Origin of the sequence: Roseburia porci, assembly GCF_009695765.1 — a bacterium.
GTDB classification, from domain to species: Bacteria; Bacillota; Clostridia; order Lachnospirales; family Lachnospiraceae; genus Roseburia; species Roseburia porci.
The window spans coordinates 1-20811 of sequence record NZ_VUNI01000003.1 but is presented as its reverse complement, the minus strand read 5'-3'; the positions used below and the strand labels follow the sequence as shown (position 1 = coordinate 20811).

Genomic DNA, 20811 nt, shown 5'->3' with positions numbered 1-20811 from the left:
TAAATTTTATAGAACATACGATAGATTCAGCAAATATGGAGGATTTTCAGCATGTCATATGGCAAGATTTCAGATAAACAGAAAGAGATATTAGAATTCATTAAGAACGAGATTTTAAACAAAGGTTATCCGCCAACTGTCCGGGATATCTGTGAGGCTGTACACCTCAAATCCACCTCATCGGTTCATTCTCATCTCGAAACGCTTGAGAAGAACGGCTATATCCGCCGTGATCCTACAAAGCCAAGAGCAATTGAGATTATAGACGATAACTTTAATCTCACCCGTCGCGAGGTTGTCAATGTTCCGATGGTTGGACAGGTTGCTGCCGGAGAACCGATCCTTGCAGTTCAGAATATTGAATCTTATTTTCCTATTCCAACAGAATTTATGCCGAATGAAGAATCCTTTATGCTTAAAGTAAAAGGCGAGAGCATGATCAATGCCGGCATATTCAATGGTGATAATGTTTTAGTCAAGAAACAGCCTACAGCAGATAATGGCGATATCGTAGTTGCTCTTGTAGACGATTCCGCTACAGTCAAGACGTTTTATAAAGAGAACGGACATATCCGTCTTCAACCGGAGAATGATACCATGGATCCAATCATTGTGAATGACTGTTCGATCCTTGGAAAAGTATTTGGTGTATTCCGTTTCCTGGACCGTTAAAAAATGCTTCAGCTGTCATTTGATCCGACCGCTGAAGCATTTTTTCTGAAATATATTTTTTAATCAAAAGACCGAATCAGATTCACCATTTCAATCGCACCCTGGGCGCATTCAAAACCTTTATTCCCTGCTTTTGTTCCCGCACGTTCGATTGCCTGTTCGATTGTATCTGTTGTAAGTACACCAAACATAACCGGAATATCATTTGCGAGGCTGACCTGAGCGATTCCTTTCGACACTTCATTGCACACGTAATCGTAATGACTTGTGCTTCCGCGGATTACGGCACCAACACAGATAATGGCATCGTACTTTCTGCACTTTGCCATTTTCGATGCAATAAGCGGGATTTCAAAGGCTCCTGGAACCCAGGCTACATCTATATCGTCTTCCTGTACATTTTCTCTCTTTAAGCCGTCTAATGCTCCGGATACCAGCTTTGAAGTAATAAATTCATTAAACCTCGCTGCCACAATTCCTACTTTGATATTTTCTGATACAAGTTTTCCTTCAAATGTTTTCATTTTATGCCTCCTCAAGTTTTAAAATATGGCCCATACGGGTCTGTTTGGTTTTTAAGTAAAAACGATCAAATCTGGTTGCCCTGATTTCGATTGGTACGCGTTTTGCAATTCTCATACCATAATCTTCAAGCTGATATATCTTGTCCGGATTATTTGTAAGAAGCTCCAGTGAATGGATTCCAAGATCACGTAAAATCTGAGCTCCTGTGTAATATTCTCTCATATCACCCTGAAAGCCAAGTGCTATATTGGCATCTAACGTATCCATCCCTGTATCCTGCAGGTGATATGCCTTCAGTTTATTCACAAGACCGATTCCTCTTCCTTCCTGACGCATATATAAAAGAACGCCTCTTCCTTCTTCTGCGATCATTCGCATTGCCTTATCAAACTGTTCCCCACAGTCACAGCGGAGGGAGCCGAACACATCGCCCGTCAGGCATTCCGAATGTACACGACAGAGGATATTCTCGCCATCACCAATCTCGCCCATCACAAGCGCTACATGATGTTCCCCGTTCAGCCGGTTCACATAACAATGTGCTGTAAAATTTCCGTATTTCGTCGGCATTCTGGTTGTTGAAACACAGGTGACAAGTTTTTCTTTTACCTTCCGGTATTCCTGAATCTCCTGGATCGTAATATAGGAAAGCTCATGCCGGTCTGCAAATTCATGCAATTCTTCTGCACGCATCATCGTTCCGTCTTCTCTCATGATCTCGCAACAGAGACCACATTCGGAAAGTCCTGCAAGCCTCATAAGATCCACAGTTGCCTCCGTATGACCGTTTCTCTCGAGAACACCTCCGGCTTTCGCAATCAGAGGAAACATATGTCCCGGTCTGCGAAAATCCATAGCAGAAGCATTTTGGGATACGCACATACGTGCAGTCATTCCACGTTCTTTGGCTGAAATCCCGGTTGTGGTATCTTTGTAATCGATCGACACCGTAAAAGCGGTTTCATGGTTATCCGTATTATGTTCGACCATGGGAGAAAGCCTCAGACGGTCTGCAATTGCCTGGCTCATTGGCATACAGATCAATCCCTTTGCATAGGTTGCCATAAAATTTACATTTTCGGTAGTAGCAGCTTCGGCCGAACAGATCAGATCCCCTTCATTTTCACGATCTTCATCATCGGTAACAAGTATTATTTTTCCTTCTTTTAAGGCCTTAAGTGCATTTTCTATTTTCCTGTAGTCCATCATTCTGCCTCCTAAAATCCATTTTGTAATAACATTTCTTTCGTAATGCCACTATGACTGGTCTGCGTGATATATTTTTTTACATATTTTCCAATGCAGTCATTCTCAAGATTTACGATATCCTGCACTTTTCGGACGGCGAGTATCGTATTTGCCATTGTATGCGGAATTACCGATACCTGAAAGGAATTTTTGTTCACTGCAGCAACGGTAAGACTGATGCCATCCACTGCAATGGACCCTTTTTCTACGATGCAGTCAAGAATTTCTGCTTTCGTTCCAATCGTATACCAGATCGCATTACTGTCTTTTTTTATACCAAGTATTTTCCCGGTTCCATCAATATGCCCGGATACAATATGTCCACCAAACCTTCCATCCGCCGGCATTGCACGCTCCAGATTCACCAGACATCCAGGTTTTGTGTCTGCAAGAGAAGTACGCCTTAACGTCTCATGCATCACATCTGCCGTAAATGTTTTTCCGCTGATTGCTGCCGCAGTCAGACAGATTCCGTTCACGGCAATACTGTCTCCCGGTTTTATATCTTCCAGGATTTTTTCTGCGGTTATTACGATACGAACCGATTGCCCTGTCCGCTGTATCCGGGCAACGGTTCCGGTTTCTTCTACAATTCCTGTAAACACGAATGTTTCACTTCACTTTCTATTAAAAAGTCATTTCCGATTTTCAAAATCACGCTGTTTTCCAAATGATATGCCTCATCCGGGCTTGCAACTCCCAGACCATTCACCGGAGATGCTGCTGTTCCACCAAAGATTTTTGGTGCAATATACGTCTGCACTGCATCTACAATCCCACTCTCTAACGCACTCCAGTTTAAGGTTCCACCACCTTCCAATAAAATACTGTCGATCTTCTGTTCGCCAAGTATCTGCATCAGTTGTGCCAGATCAATATGGTCATCCTTTTGGGGCACATCAAGTACGATACACGACTTTTTCCGGTATAATTCCTTTTTGTTATCATCCGTGGCTGATGTTGCAATGATTGTTTTAACGTCTTTTGCAGTCTGCACAATCTGTGACTCAACCGGTGTTCTGAGTCTGGTATCACAGATAATCCGGACCGGACTACGTCCATCCTTTAACCGGCAAGTTAAAAGCGGGTCATCCTGAATTACCGTATTGACACCAACCATGATCGCACAGTATTCATTTCTTGTTTCCTGCACATGCATTCTTGCATCCTCATCGGTGATCCATTTTGACGCACCGGTCCTGGTCGCAATTTTTCCATCCATGGTCATGGCATATTTCATCAAAACATACGGCCTTTGCGTGGTAATATATTTGCGAAATACCCGGATCAGTCTTTGACATTCCTTTTCTAAAACTCCAACGACAACTTCAATTCCTCTGTTTCTTAGCAGAGCTGCACTTTTTCCTGCCATAAGCGGATTGGGATCGAGCGTTCCGATTACAACCTTTGCAATTTTGTTTTGAATGATTGCCTCGGTACAGGGCGGTGTCTTTCCGTAATGACAGCATGGTTCGAGTGTTACATATAAAGTTGCACCTTTTGCCGGCTCCGTACAATTTTTAAATGCATTTCTTTCTGCATGGAGCTCTCCATAGCGTTCGTGATAACCCTGTCCGATTATTTTTCCATTTTTCACGATCACAGCACCGACCAGTGGATTCGGATTCACCTTCCCTCTCCCTTTTTGGGCAAGTTCTAATGCGAGATGCATATATTCCTCGTCGTTCATAATTCACCTTCTTTCTTTTTGTATAAATTAAAAAATGTCCTGAATAGCGATCTATCCAAGACATGAAAAGCGTTCTTCGTCAGCTTATCTGATTTTAATATAAAAAGCTCTGGAACGATCCAATTTATCATTCCAGAGCATAGTAAACATTCAAAGTATACGTTCATCTTCTTTCATCCAGACTGTACTGTCGGCTTCGGAATCACACCGAATCATGCCTTACGGCTCGTGGGCTTTACCACCGGTAGGGAATTTCACCCTGCCCTGAAGATCTGTTATTCAATTACAAATCTTATAATACCGCTCTTTATACAGTATTGCAAGCATTTTTTACATCCCTCAACTTCCCATAAGTTGTTATATTTTTCCATAACTTTTAAAAATTTGGTGTCAAATTGGTGTCAAAATTCCTTCTTCTCCCAGACTTTACAGCTGATTCTATATGATATATACGTCAACAGGCATACCAAAATAATCGCAAACGGAAAAACCTGACCAGAATGTCTGGAAAAAATTTCTGACACACGTGCAGAAACGTCCATTCCTGTCCGCTGCGCCCATTTTTCATATGCATAGCCCAGGATAAACATAATTCCGATAATTACGATCCACACAATTCGTCCCTTCTCCTGACCGAACTTTAAAATAACCGGAAGAATCAGTGCCAGAAACAGAATCATCGATAATAAAATTGCTGTCACCTCCATGACAGATTCTTTATTTAACATAAAATGACCGCTTATCATGCCAAATACCAGTTTGAGTACAACTCCAATTCCCCATCCGATAAAGGTCACAATGATTCCGAACAGATATTTTTCCCGTATGAATTCTCTTCGGGTTACAGGAAGTGTCATAAGAAAGGTTTCTCCATTATCCAGTTCGTCATAGGAAATCGTACTGGTCGCCAATAATATAAAAATAAATCCAACATATGCAACAACAAATGTACTTCCAGAAGCAGCGCTGGATGTTGCACCAAGCATGCCTCCTATCGTCAATACCATAATAAGAAGCTTTCTTTGCAACATCATAAGTGCAAAATCTTTTCTCATCAGTCCTCTCATCTCAGCTCGCCTCCATTCATCATAATAATCAGATCATCAATCGTACCGCTCTGTATCGCAATTTTAGGATAATTTTCCAGATAAAACTTTTTCTGATCTGTCAAGCAGCAATATCCAAACGGCTCTTTTTTCGTTTTTATCAGATATTGCTTATCCAGCGTTTCATAGTCTGTTTCAGAAACTTTAATCACTGCATAATCTGAAAGCAGAACATCGGTATCTTCGTGCAGGATCACTCTTCCGTCATGGATCATATACAGATCATCACACAGATTCTCCAGATCCGAAGAAATATGTGAGCTGATCATAATCGAACACTGTTCATGATTTTCCATGTATTCACGGATCAGATCCAGTACTTCATCCCTTGCGATAACATCCAGTCCCACTGTCGGCTCATCTAAAATCAGAAGATCCGCATTATGACACAATGCAGTTAACACCTTTACCCTTGCTTTCATTCCCGTCGAAAATTCCTGTAGTTTCTTTTTCATTGGAATTTCAAACTGACGGCATTTATCCTGGAAAAATTTCTCATCAAAGTCGACATAAGTCGATTTTAAAATAGCCCAAATATCCTTCATCGTCAGATAATTACTAAATCCACTGTCTGCAAATGCCACACCAATGCGCTGTTTATCTTTAGAATCAAGTTCTGACACTGGTTTACCGAAAACATCTACAGACCCGCCATCCAATGCAATAAGTCCAAGCATTGCTTTAAATGTCGTTGACTTACCAGATCCATTCTTTCCAATCAAACCTGTAATCATTCCCGGATTTGTCTCCAGCGAACAATCGAGCGAAAATCCCGAATAATTTTTCTTAGCATGATCTAATTTCACCATATCTACTCCTCCAGCAGCATATTGAAAAGATCTGTTATCTCCATATCTGACAGACCGCATCGGCGTGCTTTATCAATCAGCTGTTCAAATTCCTCTTCAATATCCTTTTTCTGTTCTTCCTTTAAAAAATCCTGACTTGTTTCTGCCACAAAGGTTCCTTTTCCATGAATGGTTACCGTAAATCCCTCTTCCTCCAGATAATCATATGCTTTCTTAACAGTAAGCGCGCTGATCTTCTGTTCTCTTGCAAGCGCACGAACCGATGGAAGTGGATCTCCCGGCAGTAATTCCCGGGCCACAATAGAAGCTTTTATCTGATCTACGATCTGTTCATAGATTGGAACCATGGATGAATTATTAATAATCATATGCATATTTTATCCCTCCGGCACAAACAGTATATAACAGCATATAACTGTTGTCAACTGTTATATACTGTTATATTAAAAAAGAAGAAATTTTATGACTGCAAAATATTCACGCAGCATATTGTTTGGAAGATATAATCGGTTTGAACGGGATGCAATTCCACATACATTCTGCATTCCCAGTTTTTTAACAAGACAAAGCGCACGAAACATATGAAAATTGTTTGTTACAATCCCCACATGACAGCGTTTTGGAAGAAGTTCACGACTATTGATCAGATTTTCTTTCGTCGTTTTTGATCTGTTCTCTAAAAGGATTCTTTCCTTTGCGATTCCATGCTGCTTTAAATAATCTGCCATTCCGACAGCCTCCGGAAATGGTTCATTTGGTCCCTGCCCGCCTGACACAATGCAGATCGTCTTCGGGTTCTCCTTTAAATACATCATTGCGCGATCCAGTCTGGACTGGAGGACAAAACTTGGGCCGCTTTCTTTCACCTGCGCTCCCAAAACGATGAGATAATCCAGACCTTCCTGTCCTTTTTCACGCATATTACGTATTATACAGACTTCTATGATCACAAAAGACAAAACAAACAGGCTCAAAAGTGCTATGAGCCCTTTCGTTATAATCTCCGGCAGCATCCCCCACACGTTCAGATATGTCAAAATGCCACCGCTTAATACTATTCCCGCCAGCACATACCATACTCTGAAAAACCCTGTTCCAGAGTCGGTTGCACGGATCAGTCTGCCATATCCCATGCAGCAGAGTGTCAATACTATACTTATCCCTAACATCATAATTCTAAATCATCTTCTCCTTTATGATCCGGTCAATACTTACGTTTTTTGAAACGCCATCCGTTCACTTCCGTCCTGAAGCCGGATTGTTCCACAATACACAAATCCCAGTTTCTTCAGAAGCGACTGCATCGGAATATTATCTTTATGCGTATCGATCCGGATATTCGGATGCTTGTCGTATGCCCACTTCATGCAATACGATGCCATACCTTTGCAGGTTCCATTCGTCGCAATCCTGTGGATCACCCCATAGGTTTTCTCATTCTGCCATTTACCATCAATCACCCGATAGGTTGGTTCTTCTGTTATTTCAAAAGAAAAAACGCATCCGATCTTTCCGTTTTCCGTGCAGACATAAGAATGCCCTTCCTCAATATCTGCGAACACCCTGGTTTCCTCCGGTTTGCGGTCGCCCCACTGATTTGGATTTCCATGCTCTTTCATAAATTTTCTCGCATATGTATAGACTGCTGTAATTTCTGCCAGATCATTTTTCGTAGATCTTCTGATCTCCATAGTTTTCCTTTCTTTTTCCGAATGTTCTGCTATACTTCATGATAATAAGGACAGATATCCTCATAATGACCGTCCTTCATTCGAAATCCTTTGGGAATAACTCCAAGCTGGGTAAAACCAAGCCGTTCATACAGATGTCTTGCATGTACATTGGATGCGACAACCGCATTGAACTGCAAAACACCATATCCATGTACCTTTGCCTGACTCAGGCAGTCTTTTACAAGTTTTTCCCCGATATGCAGCCCTCTTGAATCACGGCTCACTGCGTAGCTTGCATTGCAGATATGTCCGCATCTTCCCACGTTATTTGGATGAAGAATATACAATCCATAGATTGTACCTGTTTCTGTATCCTGTGCCACCGCACTATAGGTCTGCTGTGCAAAAAAATCTTTTCCAGTCTCTGCTGTAAGTAATTCTTCCTGAGGAAATGCAACGCCATCCTCAACCACTTCATTCCAGATCCGGATCATTTCGGATAAGTCTTTTTCTTCATAAGCTCTGATTGTAATTTGCATGTTTATCCTTCTTTCTATATTTCAAAAAGCTTGAAAACGTTTTTGTCCTCAAGCTTTTCGTGATTAAATACCATTATACATGAAACCCTACAGTTCCACAACTTTTCCATCTTTCCAGATGTGTTCCAGATCATAGAACAAACGATCCTCTTTTGAAAAAAGGTGTACGATAATGTCCTGATAATCCATCAGAATCCATGTGGAATTGCTGTTTCCTTCCACCTGTTTTGCATGTACTCCGTTTGTGTACATCGTCTCATCTACTGCATCCTGCATTGCTGTAAGCTGATTCGCATTGGAACCATTTGCAATCACAAAATAATCTGCGATAGAAGAAATCTCATGAATGTCAATAACAGTTACATCCTCTGCCTTCTTATCTTCGAGCGCAGCCTTTATTTTTTTAACAAGGTCTAATGTTTCCATTCCTGGTCCTCCTCAAATCTTTTATAAAACTGATATGCCAGTTCTGTTGTCGGATCAATGGATCCTTTTTTTCCTTTCAGAAAATGAAGTGTATCATACAGGATCTCTGCCATGCAGTGATCCAGATCCTCAAATGCGATCTTACGGATATATTCCAAATGTGGAGCCTTATCCCGTTTCGGCTCGATATAATCTGCAATGTAAATGATCTTATCCAATGTATTCATATCCGGTTCTCCTGTAGTATGAACCCGGATTGCATGAAGTATGAGTGGGTCGGTAACTTCATATTTTTTTTCTGCAAGAATTGCACCAGCCTTCGCATGCAGCAGATATGGATTCTCCAGTTCAACATTGGAGATGATCACATGATTTTCTCTGCAAATACTGATTTTTTCATCATTTGGGATACATTTTGCACAATCATGCAAAAGTCCTGCAAGCATTGCCTTCTCAATTGGATATTCATATGCCATTGCAAGACATCCCGCAGTATACATGACTCCTTTGGTATGTTCATACCGGTCCTTATCCAGTTCTTTTTTTAATTTTTTGCGAATTTCTGTCAGTTCCATCTTCTTCATCCTATCTATGATCGATAAAGATCATGTTCCTTTATATAACACAGCACTTCCTGTGATATCCACCCGGATACCTCTTCCTCATTCAGGAGCTTTTCCCGGATCTCATGTGAAGAGATCGGATATTTTTCACAATGAACGATTTGTATATCGGCTGGAAACAGCTGTCTGATCGCTGCGATCTTTTTCTTCAGATCCTCATCCTGAAACTCGTCCCGGTTTACAACAAGAATATGTGCAAGTGAACAGATGATTTCCGGATGCCTCCACTGATCAAAATAATCCAGAGAATCAGCCCCCATTATGAAATACCATTCATCATCCGGATAAGATTCTTTCAGTTTTTGAATCGTCCGGTAGGTATAGCTTCTTTCTGCTGAGACCATTTCAATATCCGATACCTTTAAAAATGAATAGGAATCCGCCGCAAGCCTGCACATCGCAAGTCTGTCTTTGGCCTTTGTCATTTTCCCTTCATCCTTGTTCGGCGAATGTCCGGCCGGAATCAGCCATACCTCGTCAAGTTCATATTCCTCATGCGCTTTCACTGCCATATGCAGATGTCCATTGTGGATCGGATCAAAGGATCCACCCAGAATTCCAATCTTCATTCTCTTATTCTGGCAGTTTGATCTTCGGATTTTTCTTTGGCTGACGATAGAAGATCATTTTCTTACCGATTACCTTTACAACCTCAGAGTGAGTTCTTTCGCCGATCATTGCAGCGATCTCTCTCGGATCATCGATACAGTTTTTTAAAACAGAAACCTTGATCAGTTCACGTTTCTCCAGTGCCTCATCTAACGCTGTGATGATCTCCGGAGTTAAAGAAGCTTTTCCAATCTGAAAGATCGGAGTCATGGAACTGGCAAGACTTCCTAAATAAGCACGTTGTTTGCTGTTCATAGTTGTTTTACCTCATCTTAATTATAGCTGTTATTTATAATAATCAAATTCATTTCCATACATACGTACGGTGTCGCCTTCTTCGATACCCATCTCTTCGAGTTCGTCTAAGATTCCCTGTTCTTTCAGGAAGCGCTGGAAAAATACAAATCCTTTTTCAGAATCAATATTGGTATAACCGAGCATTTTGTCGATCTTTGGTCCCTCGACAACATATGCACCATCCTCTGCAATCTCAATCGTATATGGTTCATCCTTAAATACCATCACTGACGGGTCAAATTCCTGTTCATAGACCATTGGCTCTTTCGGGCATGTGGCAAGCAGATCTTTTACATGATAAAGAAGTTCTTTCACACCCTGTCCGCTGACCGCCGAAATCGGAAATACGCGGATTCCCTCTTTCTCCTCAAATTCTTTGCGGAGTGCAGAGATAATCTCATTCTCGTCACCATAGATTGCATCAATCTTATTCGCAGCGATTACCTGTGGTTTTTCTAAAAGTTCCGGATTGTATTCTCTTAACTCTTTATTGATGGCATGAATGTCCTGGATCGGATCACGTCCCTCTGTACCTGCAGCATCCACAATATGGATGATTACCTTTGTACGCTCTACATGACGTAAAAACTCGTGTCCAAGCCCGATTCCTTCCGAAGCACCTTCAATAAGTCCCGGAATATCGGCAATGACAAAACCAAAGCCTTCTTCCATATCAACAACGCCCAGATTTGGCTGAAGTGTCGTAAAATGATAATTGGCAATCTTTGGCTGCGCATTTGTTACACGGGATAAAAATGTAGATTTACCAACATTCGGGAATCCCACAAGACCGACATCTGCAATCACCTTTAACTCCAGTGTCACCTCAAGTTCGATTGCGTCTCCACCTGGCTTTGCATATTTTGGTGCCTGCATGGTTGCTGTTGCAAAATGCTGGTTTCCAAGTCCACCACGGCCACCTTTTAATACTGTGACACGCCTGTTTTCGCCAGACATATCTGCAATCACTTTTCCGGTTTCCGCATCTTTGATAACCGTTCCCTGTGGAACCTTTAAGATCAGATCCGCACCATTCTTACCATGACAGTTTCTCTTGCTGCCTTCTTCTCCCGGTTCCGCAGCAAATTTACGACGATGGCGAAAATCTGTAAGTGTGTTAAGGCCGTCATCTACAACAAAGATCACATCTCCGCCATGACCGCCATCTCCGCCATCTGGTCCACCATTCGGCACATATTTTTCACGGCGGAATGATACATGTCCGTCTCCGCCTTTGCCTGATTTTATAATAATTTTTGCACGATCTGCAAACATAATTTTCTACCTCTAATACACAAATAGCCCCGGCTGTTTCAGTCGGGGCTACAAAATATTATTCGTTTACTGGATATACGGAAGCCTGTTTCTTATCTCTTCCAACTCTCTCGAATCTTAAAACACCATCTACTTTAGCGAATAAAGTATCATCACCACCGATACCAACGTTAGTACCTGGATGAATCTTTGTTCCACGCTGTCTGTATAAAATGTTACCAGCTTTTACGAATTGTCCGTCTGCTCTCTTAGCTCCTAATCTCTTGGATTCGGAATCACGGCCGTTCTTTGTAGAACCAACTCCCTTTTTGTGAGCAAAAAACTGAAGGTTCATATTTAACATGTCTTACACCTCCTTGAAATCCAGAATGATAAATTCATTCCCATAGTCTTTTTGTATTCCCTGCAAACCTAATATCATGGACTGCATCAGTAATGCAACATCATGATCCGAATAATTCTTAAGTCTGCAGTCGATCAAACCAGATTCTGCTTCTGTCTCAAGCTGAGGCATCACAGATGTGAATTTCTCAATGGAATTAATCGCATTGATCACAAGTGCGGATACTCCTGCACATATGATATCACTCCCTGCATCTGCATATCCCGAATGACCTATGCATCGAAAACCGGTGCATTCATTTGCATGATTCTGATAAATCGTTATATGAATCATAACAATTACCTATCGATTACGCATTAATTTTTTCGATCTTAACCTGGGTGAACGCCTGTCTGTGACCGTTCTTCTTGTGATAGCCAGTTTTTCTCTTATACTTGTAAACGATTACTTTCTTAGCTCTGCCTTCTTTAACTACAGAAGCCTCTACAGTTGCTCCAGCTACAGTTGGAACTCCAACTTTCATTTCGTCTCCGGAAACAGCTAAAACCTGATCAAAAGTAACTTTCTCACCAGCTTCAACACCAAGTTTCTCAATGGTAATGATATCGCCTTCAGATACTTTGTACTGTTTACCACCTGTTGCTATAATTGCGTACATATGGCACCTCCTATTATCATTACTCGCCAGCTTCGGTGCTGCATGATTGCAGACTTAAACCACGCTGTGCGGCATACTCATTTATAATACTGAATGTTTTTCCAAATGTCAACATCTTTTCAAAAAATTTTCTCATTTTCTCATTTTGTTTCAAGAATCTCTTTTAAGGAGCGGTAGACTTTTTTTCTTGTAATTTCAACAAGTCCGAGTTTTGTAATATCAATGACACTGCACCGGACCGGATCTTTTGCCACTTCCTGTTTCAGCATTTCCATCAGCTGCCTGTCTTTTTCTTTTGTATCCATATTGATAAAGTCAACAATTATCATTCCTGAGATATTGCGAAGCCTGAGCTGCCTTGCGACCTCCACTGCTGCTTCCATATTAACTTTAAACAATGTTTCTGTTTTCCCGGAAATGTTTTTACCGGTGTTGACATCCACAACCGTAAGCGTCTCAAGCTGCTCAATAATGATATTTGCACCGGATTTCAGCCAGATCCGTTTTGCCAGCAGACGATCTATATTGCCTTCAATATTATACAATGCATGAAGACTGAGTTTTTCATCCTGATAAAGGACTAGCCTGTCCTGGATATTTGGAAGTTCTTCCTGGATCGTATGAAAAATCTCCTTGCTGTCTGTATAGATCTGATCGATTTTTTGAAAATCTGTGCTTTTCAGCCGGCTGATATATCCTGGCGGATTCTTACTGATCTGTGTAAAGGCATTTTTATGTACCGCCGTATCGATCATATGGTGATATTTTTGTATGAGGGAGCAGACATCCTGCTGCAGTTTTTCTTCCTGTACTTCTTCTGCGTTCGTACGGATCACGATTCCATAATTTCGATCCGTTTCATCTTTCATCCACTCCTGAAGCTGGCTTTGCAATTTTTTCCGCTTTTCATCCGGAATCTTTTTTGACACACCAAGACTTTCATTGTCCGTTGTAAGTACCGAATAAGTTCCGCTTAAAGTCAGTTTGGTCGTCACAACAGCTTCTTTTGTTTTTACTGCATCCCGTTCCACCTGTACCAGAAGTTCATCTCCAATGGAAAGATCTTTCTTCTCAGACTGTTTTTTTGTAAATACCGGCGATTTTATATTACCAAACGGCAAAAAACACCGTTCATCTTCTGAAATCCGGACAAAAGCCGCCTTGATATTGGGAAGAATATTTTCTACCCGTGCAATCACAATATCATTCAGTCTTGTCTTTTCCGCCTTTTCATACAGCTGAAAATCAATAAAATCCCGTTTTTCATCCAGCATGATATAAGCCAGATATTCTGTTTTTCCTTTTACAATCTCTGTGATTGCAAGCCTGTTCATGAATTCAGGATCTCCTCTCCCATATCAAGCAGAGAAATAAACGTTCCATCCTCCTCTGCATAGACATCATTTCTGTGGATCTGGATCGCATTCGCATCATATTCAAGTCCGGCTGCTGCATAAATAGAAGATAACAGAAGTTCCGGCTTTATATTATCTGTGCTTCCGGTAGAAAGCTTAATATAAAATTCCGGTTGTTCTTCGGTTCCCTGGACTTTCAGATCATAGATCAGAGGTTTTAAGTCAATTTCCTTTTCACTTTTCTTTGTCTTTTTCATGATCACAAACGAAGGCTGTTCAAAGAAAACTTCCTGAAGCAGTGCTTCCCATTCTGTTCTGGTATGCATAACCGGATATCCTTCTTTGTAAGAAAGAACATAATCCGCCGCCGCAACGATCGACATTGCTGTTTTTGCAGAATCCGGAAGCCTAACGTAGCCACTGATCTCCACGCCCGGAACCATTGTCTGATTGAGTGCTGCCATACTTTCCTTCGAACTTTTGCTGGAATGCACTTCAATATCCAGATATTCTCCATCACTGGTAATTCCTACACCAAGCGGTGCCGCAAATGACATGATCTGATGCGGGGAAAAACCTTCGGAATAACAGATATCAATATCCGCTCTTCTCATTGCCTTTTGAAAATACCGCATCATATCAAGATGTCCGATAAATTTCATAACTCCATATTTTCGAAACTTAATTCTGACCTTCAAAGCAGACACCTCCATTAAACTGTTTTGCACCACAACCAGAACAACGCATTCTGCAGTTTGGTGTCACTTTTTCATTCTGAGCATTATGCCATTCTCTTAACATAAACTCTTTCGTAACTCCCGCATCAATAAAATCCCATGGGAATATCTCATCATCCGGGCGATTGCGCATCGTATAAAAATCCGTGTCAATTCCACATGCTTCAAATGCTTCAATCCATTTCGAATAATCAAAAAACTCAGACCATGCATCAAAAAATCCACCATGCTCGTAAACATAAAGAATGGCCTTTGACAACCGCCTGTCACCTCTTGCAAGCACACCTTCTAATACTGTCACATCTGCTTCATGCCAGTTATAACGGATACTCTTATGGTTGAGCTGAGCCTTTACGGTATCATTAACGATCTTTGCACGTCTTAAATATTCATCCGGTGTCTGCATTCCTGCCCACTGGAATGGTGTAAACGGTTTTGGAACAAAAAACGAAGTGCTGATCGTGATCTGGCATTTTCCATTTCTCTGTTCCTTCGGAACTGTTTCATAGTACAAAGCCGCAATATCATTTGCAAGTTCCGGTATTGCCTTCATATCTTCCTCTGTTTCAGTTGGAAGTCCCAGCATAAAATAAAGCTTTACCTTATTCCAGCCGCCTTCGAATGCCTGTCCTGCCCCGTTAAGGATCACTTCTTTCGTCAGACCTTTGTTAATAACATCTCTTAAGCGCTGGGAACCGGCCTCCGGAGCAAACGTCAGGCTGCTCTTTTTAATATCCTGCACCTTTCCCATAACATCCAGGGAAAACGCATCGATACGGAGCGATGGAAGCGAAATATTCACACCCTTGCCGTGGAATTCATCAATCAGAAAGGTTACCAGTTCTTCCAGCTGTGAATAATCTGAGGAGCTTAAAGAACTTAAAGAAATCTCTTCATGTCCGGTTGACTTTAACATCTTATATGCAAGATCTTTCAGACGTTCTACGTCCTTCTCCCGGTTAGGACGATAGATCATTCCCGCCTGGCAGAATCGGCAGCCTCTGATGCAGCCTCTCTGGATCTCAAGCACAACACGGTCCTGTGTCACCTTGATAAATGGAACGATCGGCTTCTCCGGATACACGGATGTTGTCAGATCCATCACGATCTGTTTTTTGATTGTCTTCGGAATATCCTCGTATTTCGGCGTAAAAGCGGCAATCGTTCCATCTTCTTTATAACTTACCTCATACAAAGAAGGAACATACATGCCTTCAATCTTCGCAATCGCATGAAGAATCTCTTTTCTGGATGCGCCATCATTCTTCATCTGCTTATACATATCAAAAAGTGCATCATACTGTGTCTCTCCCTCACCGATATAGAAAAAGTCAAAGAAATCCGCAATTGGTTCCGGATTGTAAGTACACGGTCCTCCTCCGATTACGATCGGATCATCCTCGCCTCTTTCGCTTGCCAGAAGCGGAGTCTGCGCAAGATCGAGTATCTGCAGCACATTGGTATAACACATCTCATACTGAAGTGTCATCGCTATAAAATCAAAATTTTTGATTGGCTCCTGAGATTCCAGCCCGAAAAGCGGAATCTTTTTCTCTTTCATAATTGCATGAAGATCCGGCCACGGAGAATACACACGTTCACACCACGTATCCTCTCTCCGGTTAAACATATCATATAAAATCTGGATTCCAAGATGCGACATTCCAATGTCATAAACATCCGGGAAAACCATTGCGACCCGGATATCAATTGTATTTTTATCTTTTACAATACTGTTAAGCTCATTGCCAATATATCTGGCCGGCTTTTCAATCTGCATCAGAATTTCATCAGATAATGCAAGCTTTGCCATATTATAAATCCTATACCTCTCTTTTAGTCATATAGAATCATAATAACATAATTTTGCAGTTTTGTGTATAAATCATTGTTGATCACCTGCTCATATATCTGATCACTGATCCCATCCGGGAAAAATCCTGAAAACTGACTGCTCAAAAGAAACAGTAACAGTAAAAATGCCGCAATGCTGAACCGGATCAGAAAAGCCGTTCCACTTCGTCCAGCTCCTCCCTGCTTTTCTTTTACCTCCAGCGCTCTCATATTGTTCTGCATCCGGTAACGATATCCGGTCTGATAAGCATGGCTATGATCTTTTTCTTCCAATTTTTCTCCTTTTTCTGCTTTATGGTCTATGTAATTATATTCCGGACATAAAAAAACAGACCCTGTATCTTCCAGGATCTGTTCGGATTCTATTTTTATTTTATCTTTGTGCCAGTTCAGTTGTAATGTCTTCCCAAGTGATTCCTTTTTCAACCATAAGGATCATACAGTGATAAATAAAATCGGTGATCTCAAACTTCACTGCTTCCGCTTCCGGATTTTTGGCAGCAATTACAATCTCCGTTGCCTCTTCTCCAAGCTTCTTTAAGATCTGGTCGATTCCCTTATCCAGAATATGGTTGGTGTAAGAGCCCTCTTTCGGATTGGCTTTCCGATCCGCAATCACATCATAAACACTCTCAAGTACCTTAAGTGGATTCTTTTCAACATATTCTTTCTGTACGATTGGATTAAAAAAGCAGCTTCTTTTTCCGGTGTGACATGCCGCCCCGACCTGTGATACTTTTGCAAGAATCGTATCATAATCACAGTCTGCGGTAAGAGATTTCACATACTGGAAATGTCCGGAGGTCAGTCCTTTGATCCAAAGTTCCTGACGGCTTCTGCTGTAGTAGGTCATTTTTCCGATCGTGATTGTGGTGTTAAATGCCTCCTCATTCATATAGGCAAGCATAAGCACCTCATCCGTACGGTAATCCTGGACTATAACCGGAACCATTCCATCGGAATTAAGCTTTAAGTCAGACCATTTTAATGCAGCCTCAAAATTATCCATTTTAATTCCGGCATTCGAGAGCGTTGCTTTTAACTTCATAATGTCCGCATGCGGATCATTAATAAATGGTCCTGCAATTCCTCTTACATTCTCCCGTTTTAAAACCTCAACGATTTCATCATACTGCGCATCATCAAAATTTATGACATAAGGAATATCTGTCATATTCTCAATCGCATCAATAATATTTTTATTCAGGACAAGAATCTCATGAAACGTATTATCAATCTCACCCTTATGCTTAAATATAAAGTCTACATTCTCAACCGATACAAGAATGCGGTCCTTGCCAAACCGGCTGCTTGCCTCTGCTGCAAGTTCCAGATTACCATGTTTCGAGGCATTTAAGATTACCTGTACACAACCCGCATATAAAAGTTTTTTAATATCATCGATCCGGTTAATGTTACCGCCTGCACAGACTTTCACTTCAATGTTACGGTTAATATTTGTGATCGTATGAATGTTCTTCTCATGTTCATCGTCATCTGTGCTGAGGTCAAAAATGATAATCTTGTCAATTCCACTGTCGTTGTATAACTGACACAGCTGATATACATTATCAATCTCCGTCATATCGGTACGGGATTTCACAGCTTTACCATTTTTCAGATAAAGTGTTGCTACGATATTCTTCTGCTCCATATTACAAACTTCCTTTCGTTGACAGGATGTCCGTGATACGCGGATCATATGTAGTTGCCTCATCCAGCGCACGTGCAAATGCTTTAAACATTGCTTCGATCATATGATGATTATTTCCCGGGTTTAATACCTTGATATGAAGGTTCATCCCTGCGGAATAAGATATGGCATAAAAGAATTCCTTTACCATTTCCGTGTCCATATAGCCGACACGCTCTGCCGTAAATTCTCCGTCAAATACAAGATATGGTCTTCCGGAAAGATCAATCGCGCAAAGCACAAGTGTCTCATCCATTGGAAGTATGCAGCTGCCGAATCGTTTGATTCCTTTTTTGTCGCCAACCGCCTCTTTAATCGCATTGCCAAGTACAATTCCACAGTCTTCAATTGTGTGATGACAGTCTACTTCAAGGTCTCCCTCACATTGCAGTTTCAGGTCAAAAAATCCATGTTTGGAAAATCCCTCCAGCATGTGATCAAAAAATCCAACCCCGGTATTTATCTGTGCTTTTCCGGCTCCATCAATATTCAAGCTGACAGAGATATCCGTTTCTTTTGTCTTGCGCGATAACGCTGAAATTCTATCTGCCATATATAACCCCACCTGCATTTCTTATTATTTTTCAAATCTTACCTTAATCGAATTTGCGTGAGCTGTCAACTTTTCACATTCAGCAAATTTGACAATATCCTTGTAAACAGGCTCTAATGCATCCCTGGAATAGGAAATAATGCTTGATTTCTTGATAAAATCATCTACACTGAGAGCCGAGAAGAATTTTGCAGTTCCATTTGTCGGAAGTACATGGTTTGGTCCTGCAAAATAATCGCCAAGCGGCTCAGAAGAATATTCTCCGATAAAGATCGCACCTGCATTCCGAATCTTTGTCATAACATGGAATGGATCTTTTGTAACGATTTCCATATGTTCAGAAGCGATCTCATTTACCGCATCAATTGCCTCATCAAGATCCGATGCAACGAGAATATATCCATAATTATCCAGAGATTTCTGAATAATCTCTTTTCTGGAAAGTTCCTCTACAAATCCATCGATCTCGTCCGAAACCTTCTTGGCAAGTTCCTCGCTCGTTGTGATTAAGATTGCAGATGCCATCTCATCATGCTCAGCCTGTGAAAGAAGATCTGCTGCAACATATCTCGGATTGGCTGTTTCATCTGCAAGAACAAGAATCTCACTCGGGCCAGCGATGGAGTCAATGCTGACATATCCAAATACTGCCTTTTTCGCAAGTGCAACATAAATATTGCCTGGTCCGACAATCTTATCAACCTTTGGAATGCTCTCTGTTCCAAAAGCCATGGCAGCAATTGCCTGTGCTCCGCCAACTTTATAGATTTCATCAACACCAGCTTCTTTTGCAGCAACCAGTGTGGAAGCATATACTTTTCCATCTTTTCCAGGAGGTGTGCACATGATGATACGGTCAACACCTGCTACCTTTGCCGGAAGCACATTCATCAGAACAGAAGATGGATAAACTGCTTTTCCGCCCGGTACATATACACCGACTTTCTCAAGTGCAGTCACTTTCTGTCCTAAAATAATACCATCTTCGGATGTAAACCAGGACTGCTGTCTCTGTTTTTCATGATATTTACGGATATTGACCAGAGCTTTGCGGATTACCTCAAGTAATGTCTGATCTACCTGCTCATAAGCCTCTTTGATTTCTTCTTCTGTTACCAGAACATTCGATGCATTGATATCAGCGCCATCAAACTGTTTGGTATAAGAAAATACCGCCTCATCCCGGTCACTTCTTACCTTTTCAATGATTGCATTTACACGGCCTTCAAATTCGGTATAGTTATTCGGGCTTCTTTTTAATAAGTTCTCAAGTATATCTTTTCTGCTTTCTTCTGTAAGTTCAACAATTCTCATCTTGTTTATTCCTCCTTCTCAATTACTGTCTTCAGATCACGGATCAGTTTATTAATGCGTTCATGTTCCATTTTCATGCTTACCTGGTTGACAACAACCCTCGCAGATAATGGACAGACTTCTTCCAAAACGGTCAGACCATTTTCCTTCAGTGTCGTACCTGTCTCTACAATATCACAGATCACTTCTGAAAGTCCGACAATCGGCGCAAGCTCGATTGATCCGTTTAATTTGATAATTTCAACCGTCTGATGTTTTTTGTTGTAGAAGTAATCCTTTGCAATATGCGGATATTTTGTTGCAACACGGATCTGTTCATGATGTTTTAACAGTTCTCTTGCACTCTCCGGTCCGCAGATGCACATTTTACATTTTCCAAATCCAAGATCTAACACTTCATAAATGTTTCTGCCTTCCTCAAGAATCGTATCTTTTCCGACGATTCCGATATCTGCTGCACCATATTCTACATAGGTTGGAACATCCGGCCCTTTTGCAAGGAAAAATTTAAGTTTCAGATCCTCATTCACAAAGATCAGTTTTCGTGTGTCCTTATCTTTCATTTCCTCACAGGTAATTCCAATCTGTTCGAAAAGTTCTAACGTTTTTTTAGCAAGTCTGCCTTTTCCCAAAGCAAATGTCAAATAGCGATTTTCTTCCATCTTTCTTCTCCGTATCTTTTTACGGTAGTGTCAAGTTAACTACCTTTTTTATTTTTATAAACATTATATTTTCAAGGATTTCTCACATTTTTTTACAAAAAAAGTGATTACCCCCTAAAAAAGCAGTATAATTGAATCTGCGAAAACACA

27 protein-coding genes and 1 riboswitch are annotated in these 20811 nt (G+C 41.1%); of the genes, 1 reads left to right on the top strand and 26 read right to left on the bottom strand.

Annotation, left to right across the window (positions count from 1 at the left end):
• The first annotated feature begins 51 nt into the window (after window positions 1-51).
• Window positions 52-672 (top strand): transcriptional repressor LexA, encoded by a 621-nt coding sequence (gene lexA / locus FYJ75_RS02675; RefSeq protein WP_154428594.1) that lies wholly within the window; start codon window positions 52-54, stop codon window positions 670-672.
• Between the two features lie 59 nt (window positions 673-731).
• On the opposite strand, the gene ribH is transcribed toward lexA, so the two are convergent.
• The 26 genes from ribH to hisG all read right to left on the bottom strand — a co-directional run bounded on the left by ribH (window position 732) and on the right by hisG (window position 20661).
• Window positions 732-1196, bottom strand: coding sequence for a 6,7-dimethyl-8-ribityllumazine synthase (ribH, locus tag FYJ75_RS02670; protein WP_154428592.1), 465 nt, complete (start codon window positions 1194-1196; stop codon window positions 732-734).
• A 1-nt stretch (window position 1197) separates the two neighbouring features.
• On the bottom strand, window positions 1198-2403 hold the full coding sequence (locus FYJ75_RS02665) for a bifunctional 3,4-dihydroxy-2-butanone-4-phosphate synthase/GTP cyclohydrolase II (protein WP_154428590.1): 1206 nt from the start codon (window positions 2401-2403) through the stop codon (window positions 1198-1200).
• A gap of 11 nt (window positions 2404-2414) precedes the next feature.
• Entirely contained in the window at window positions 2415-3050 is a 636-nt protein-coding gene (gene ribE / locus FYJ75_RS02660; protein ID WP_328596841.1) for a riboflavin synthase, read from the bottom strand.
• Complete coding sequence (gene ribD, locus FYJ75_RS02655; RefSeq protein WP_154428588.1) at window positions 3032-4135, bottom strand: bifunctional diaminohydroxyphosphoribosylaminopyrimidine deaminase/5-amino-6-(5-phosphoribosylamino)uracil reductase RibD; 1104 nt, start codon at window positions 4133-4135, stop codon at window positions 3032-3034. The genes ribE and ribD overlap by 19 nt, the downstream gene beginning before the upstream one ends.
• Window positions 4136-4296: 161 nt before the next feature.
• Window positions 4297-4411, bottom strand: a riboswitch (FMN riboswitch).
• 125 nt (window positions 4412-4536) lie between these two features.
• Entirely contained in the window at window positions 4537-5202 is a 666-nt protein-coding gene (locus FYJ75_RS02650; RefSeq protein WP_154428586.1) for an ABC-2 transporter permease, read from the bottom strand.
• Complete coding sequence (locus FYJ75_RS02645; protein WP_154428584.1) at window positions 5199-6050, bottom strand: ATP-binding cassette domain-containing protein; 852 nt, start codon at window positions 6048-6050, stop codon at window positions 5199-5201. Before FYJ75_RS02645 ends, FYJ75_RS02650 begins: the two co-directional genes overlap by 4 nt.
• A 2-nt stretch (window positions 6051-6052) precedes the next feature.
• Entirely contained in the window at window positions 6053-6424 is a 372-nt protein-coding gene (locus tag FYJ75_RS02640; protein ID WP_154428582.1) for a GntR family transcriptional regulator, read from the bottom strand.
• 69 nt (window positions 6425-6493) lie between these two features.
• Window positions 6494-7222 carry a YdcF family protein gene (locus FYJ75_RS02635; RefSeq protein WP_235906988.1) on the bottom strand — a complete coding sequence of 243 codons (729 nt, stop codon included), beginning with the start codon at window positions 7220-7222 and terminating at the stop codon, window positions 6494-6496.
• Window positions 7223-7261: 39 nt separating this feature from the next.
• Window positions 7262-7741, bottom strand: coding sequence for a GNAT family N-acetyltransferase (locus FYJ75_RS02630; RefSeq protein WP_154428580.1), 480 nt, complete (start codon window positions 7739-7741; stop codon window positions 7262-7264).
• Between the two features lie 29 nt (window positions 7742-7770).
• Window positions 7771-8262, bottom strand: coding sequence for a GNAT family N-acetyltransferase (locus tag FYJ75_RS02625; RefSeq protein ID WP_154428578.1), 492 nt, complete (start codon window positions 8260-8262; stop codon window positions 7771-7773).
• Window positions 8263-8349: 87 nt separating this feature from the next.
• Window positions 8350-8688, bottom strand: a complete 339-nt coding sequence (gene rsfS, locus FYJ75_RS02620; protein ID WP_154428576.1) for a ribosome silencing factor — start codon at window positions 8686-8688, stop codon at window positions 8350-8352.
• The gene (gene yqeK / locus FYJ75_RS02615; protein ID WP_154428567.1) at window positions 8676-9263 is read right to left on the bottom strand and encodes a bis(5'-nucleosyl)-tetraphosphatase (symmetrical) YqeK; all 588 of its coding nucleotides are present in this window, start codon (window positions 9261-9263) and stop codon (window positions 8676-8678) included. The genes rsfS and yqeK overlap by 13 nt, the downstream gene beginning before the upstream one ends.
• Before the next feature lie 14 nt (window positions 9264-9277).
• A complete protein-coding gene (gene nadD / locus FYJ75_RS02610) occupies window positions 9278-9880 on the bottom strand; it encodes a nicotinate-nucleotide adenylyltransferase (protein ID WP_154428565.1) in 603 nt (200 codons plus the stop codon).
• A 4-nt stretch (window positions 9881-9884) separates the two neighbouring features.
• Complete coding sequence (gene yhbY, locus FYJ75_RS02605) at window positions 9885-10175, bottom strand: ribosome assembly RNA-binding protein YhbY (RefSeq protein ID WP_154428563.1); 291 nt, start codon at window positions 10173-10175, stop codon at window positions 9885-9887.
• Between the two features lie 30 nt (window positions 10176-10205).
• The gene (gene obgE, locus FYJ75_RS02600; protein WP_154428561.1) at window positions 10206-11492 is read right to left on the bottom strand and encodes a GTPase ObgE; all 1287 of its coding nucleotides are present in this window, start codon (window positions 11490-11492) and stop codon (window positions 10206-10208) included.
• 58 nt (window positions 11493-11550) lie between these two features.
• Complete coding sequence (rpmA, locus tag FYJ75_RS02595; protein ID WP_154428559.1) at window positions 11551-11835, bottom strand: 50S ribosomal protein L27; 285 nt, start codon at window positions 11833-11835, stop codon at window positions 11551-11553.
• Between the two features lie 3 nt (window positions 11836-11838).
• Entirely contained in the window at window positions 11839-12168 is a 330-nt protein-coding gene (locus tag FYJ75_RS02590; RefSeq protein WP_154428557.1) for a ribosomal-processing cysteine protease Prp, read from the bottom strand.
• Window positions 12169-12184: 16 nt separating this feature from the next.
• Window positions 12185-12493: a 50S ribosomal protein L21 gene (rplU, locus tag FYJ75_RS02585; protein ID WP_154428556.1), complete on the bottom strand. Its 309-nt coding sequence runs from the start codon at window positions 12491-12493 to the stop codon at window positions 12185-12187.
• A 140-nt stretch (window positions 12494-12633) separates the two neighbouring features.
• Entirely contained in the window at window positions 12634-13827 is a 1194-nt protein-coding gene (locus FYJ75_RS02580) for a ribonuclease E/G (RefSeq protein ID WP_154428554.1), read from the bottom strand.
• Window positions 13824-14546 (bottom strand): TIGR03936 family radical SAM-associated protein, encoded by a 723-nt coding sequence (locus FYJ75_RS02575; protein WP_154428552.1) that lies wholly within the window; start codon window positions 14544-14546, stop codon window positions 13824-13826. Before FYJ75_RS02575 ends, FYJ75_RS02580 begins: the two co-directional genes overlap by 4 nt.
• Window positions 14530-16398 (bottom strand): TIGR03960 family B12-binding radical SAM protein, encoded by a 1869-nt coding sequence (locus FYJ75_RS02570; protein ID WP_154428550.1) that lies wholly within the window; start codon window positions 16396-16398, stop codon window positions 14530-14532. Before FYJ75_RS02570 ends, FYJ75_RS02575 begins: the two co-directional genes overlap by 17 nt.
• A 23-nt stretch (window positions 16399-16421) precedes the next feature.
• The gene (locus tag FYJ75_RS02565; RefSeq protein WP_154428548.1) at window positions 16422-16712 is read right to left on the bottom strand and encodes a hypothetical protein; all 291 of its coding nucleotides are present in this window, start codon (window positions 16710-16712) and stop codon (window positions 16422-16424) included.
• A 100-nt stretch (window positions 16713-16812) separates the two neighbouring features.
• Window positions 16813-18093 carry a bifunctional phosphoribosyl-AMP cyclohydrolase/phosphoribosyl-ATP diphosphatase HisIE gene (hisIE, locus tag FYJ75_RS02560; protein ID WP_154428546.1) on the bottom strand — a complete coding sequence of 427 codons (1281 nt, stop codon included), beginning with the start codon at window positions 18091-18093 and terminating at the stop codon, window positions 16813-16815.
• 1 nt (window position 18094) lies between these two features.
• Window positions 18095-18685 (bottom strand): imidazoleglycerol-phosphate dehydratase HisB, encoded by a 591-nt coding sequence (hisB, locus tag FYJ75_RS02555; protein WP_154428544.1) that lies wholly within the window; start codon window positions 18683-18685, stop codon window positions 18095-18097.
• 24 nt (window positions 18686-18709) lie between these two features.
• The gene (gene hisD, locus FYJ75_RS02550; protein WP_154428542.1) at window positions 18710-19999 is read right to left on the bottom strand and encodes a histidinol dehydrogenase; all 1290 of its coding nucleotides are present in this window, start codon (window positions 19997-19999) and stop codon (window positions 18710-18712) included.
• Between the two features lie 5 nt (window positions 20000-20004).
• Entirely contained in the window at window positions 20005-20661 is a 657-nt protein-coding gene (hisG, locus tag FYJ75_RS02545) for an ATP phosphoribosyltransferase (protein ID WP_154428539.1), read from the bottom strand.
• Window positions 20662-20811 lie beyond the last annotated feature (150 nt).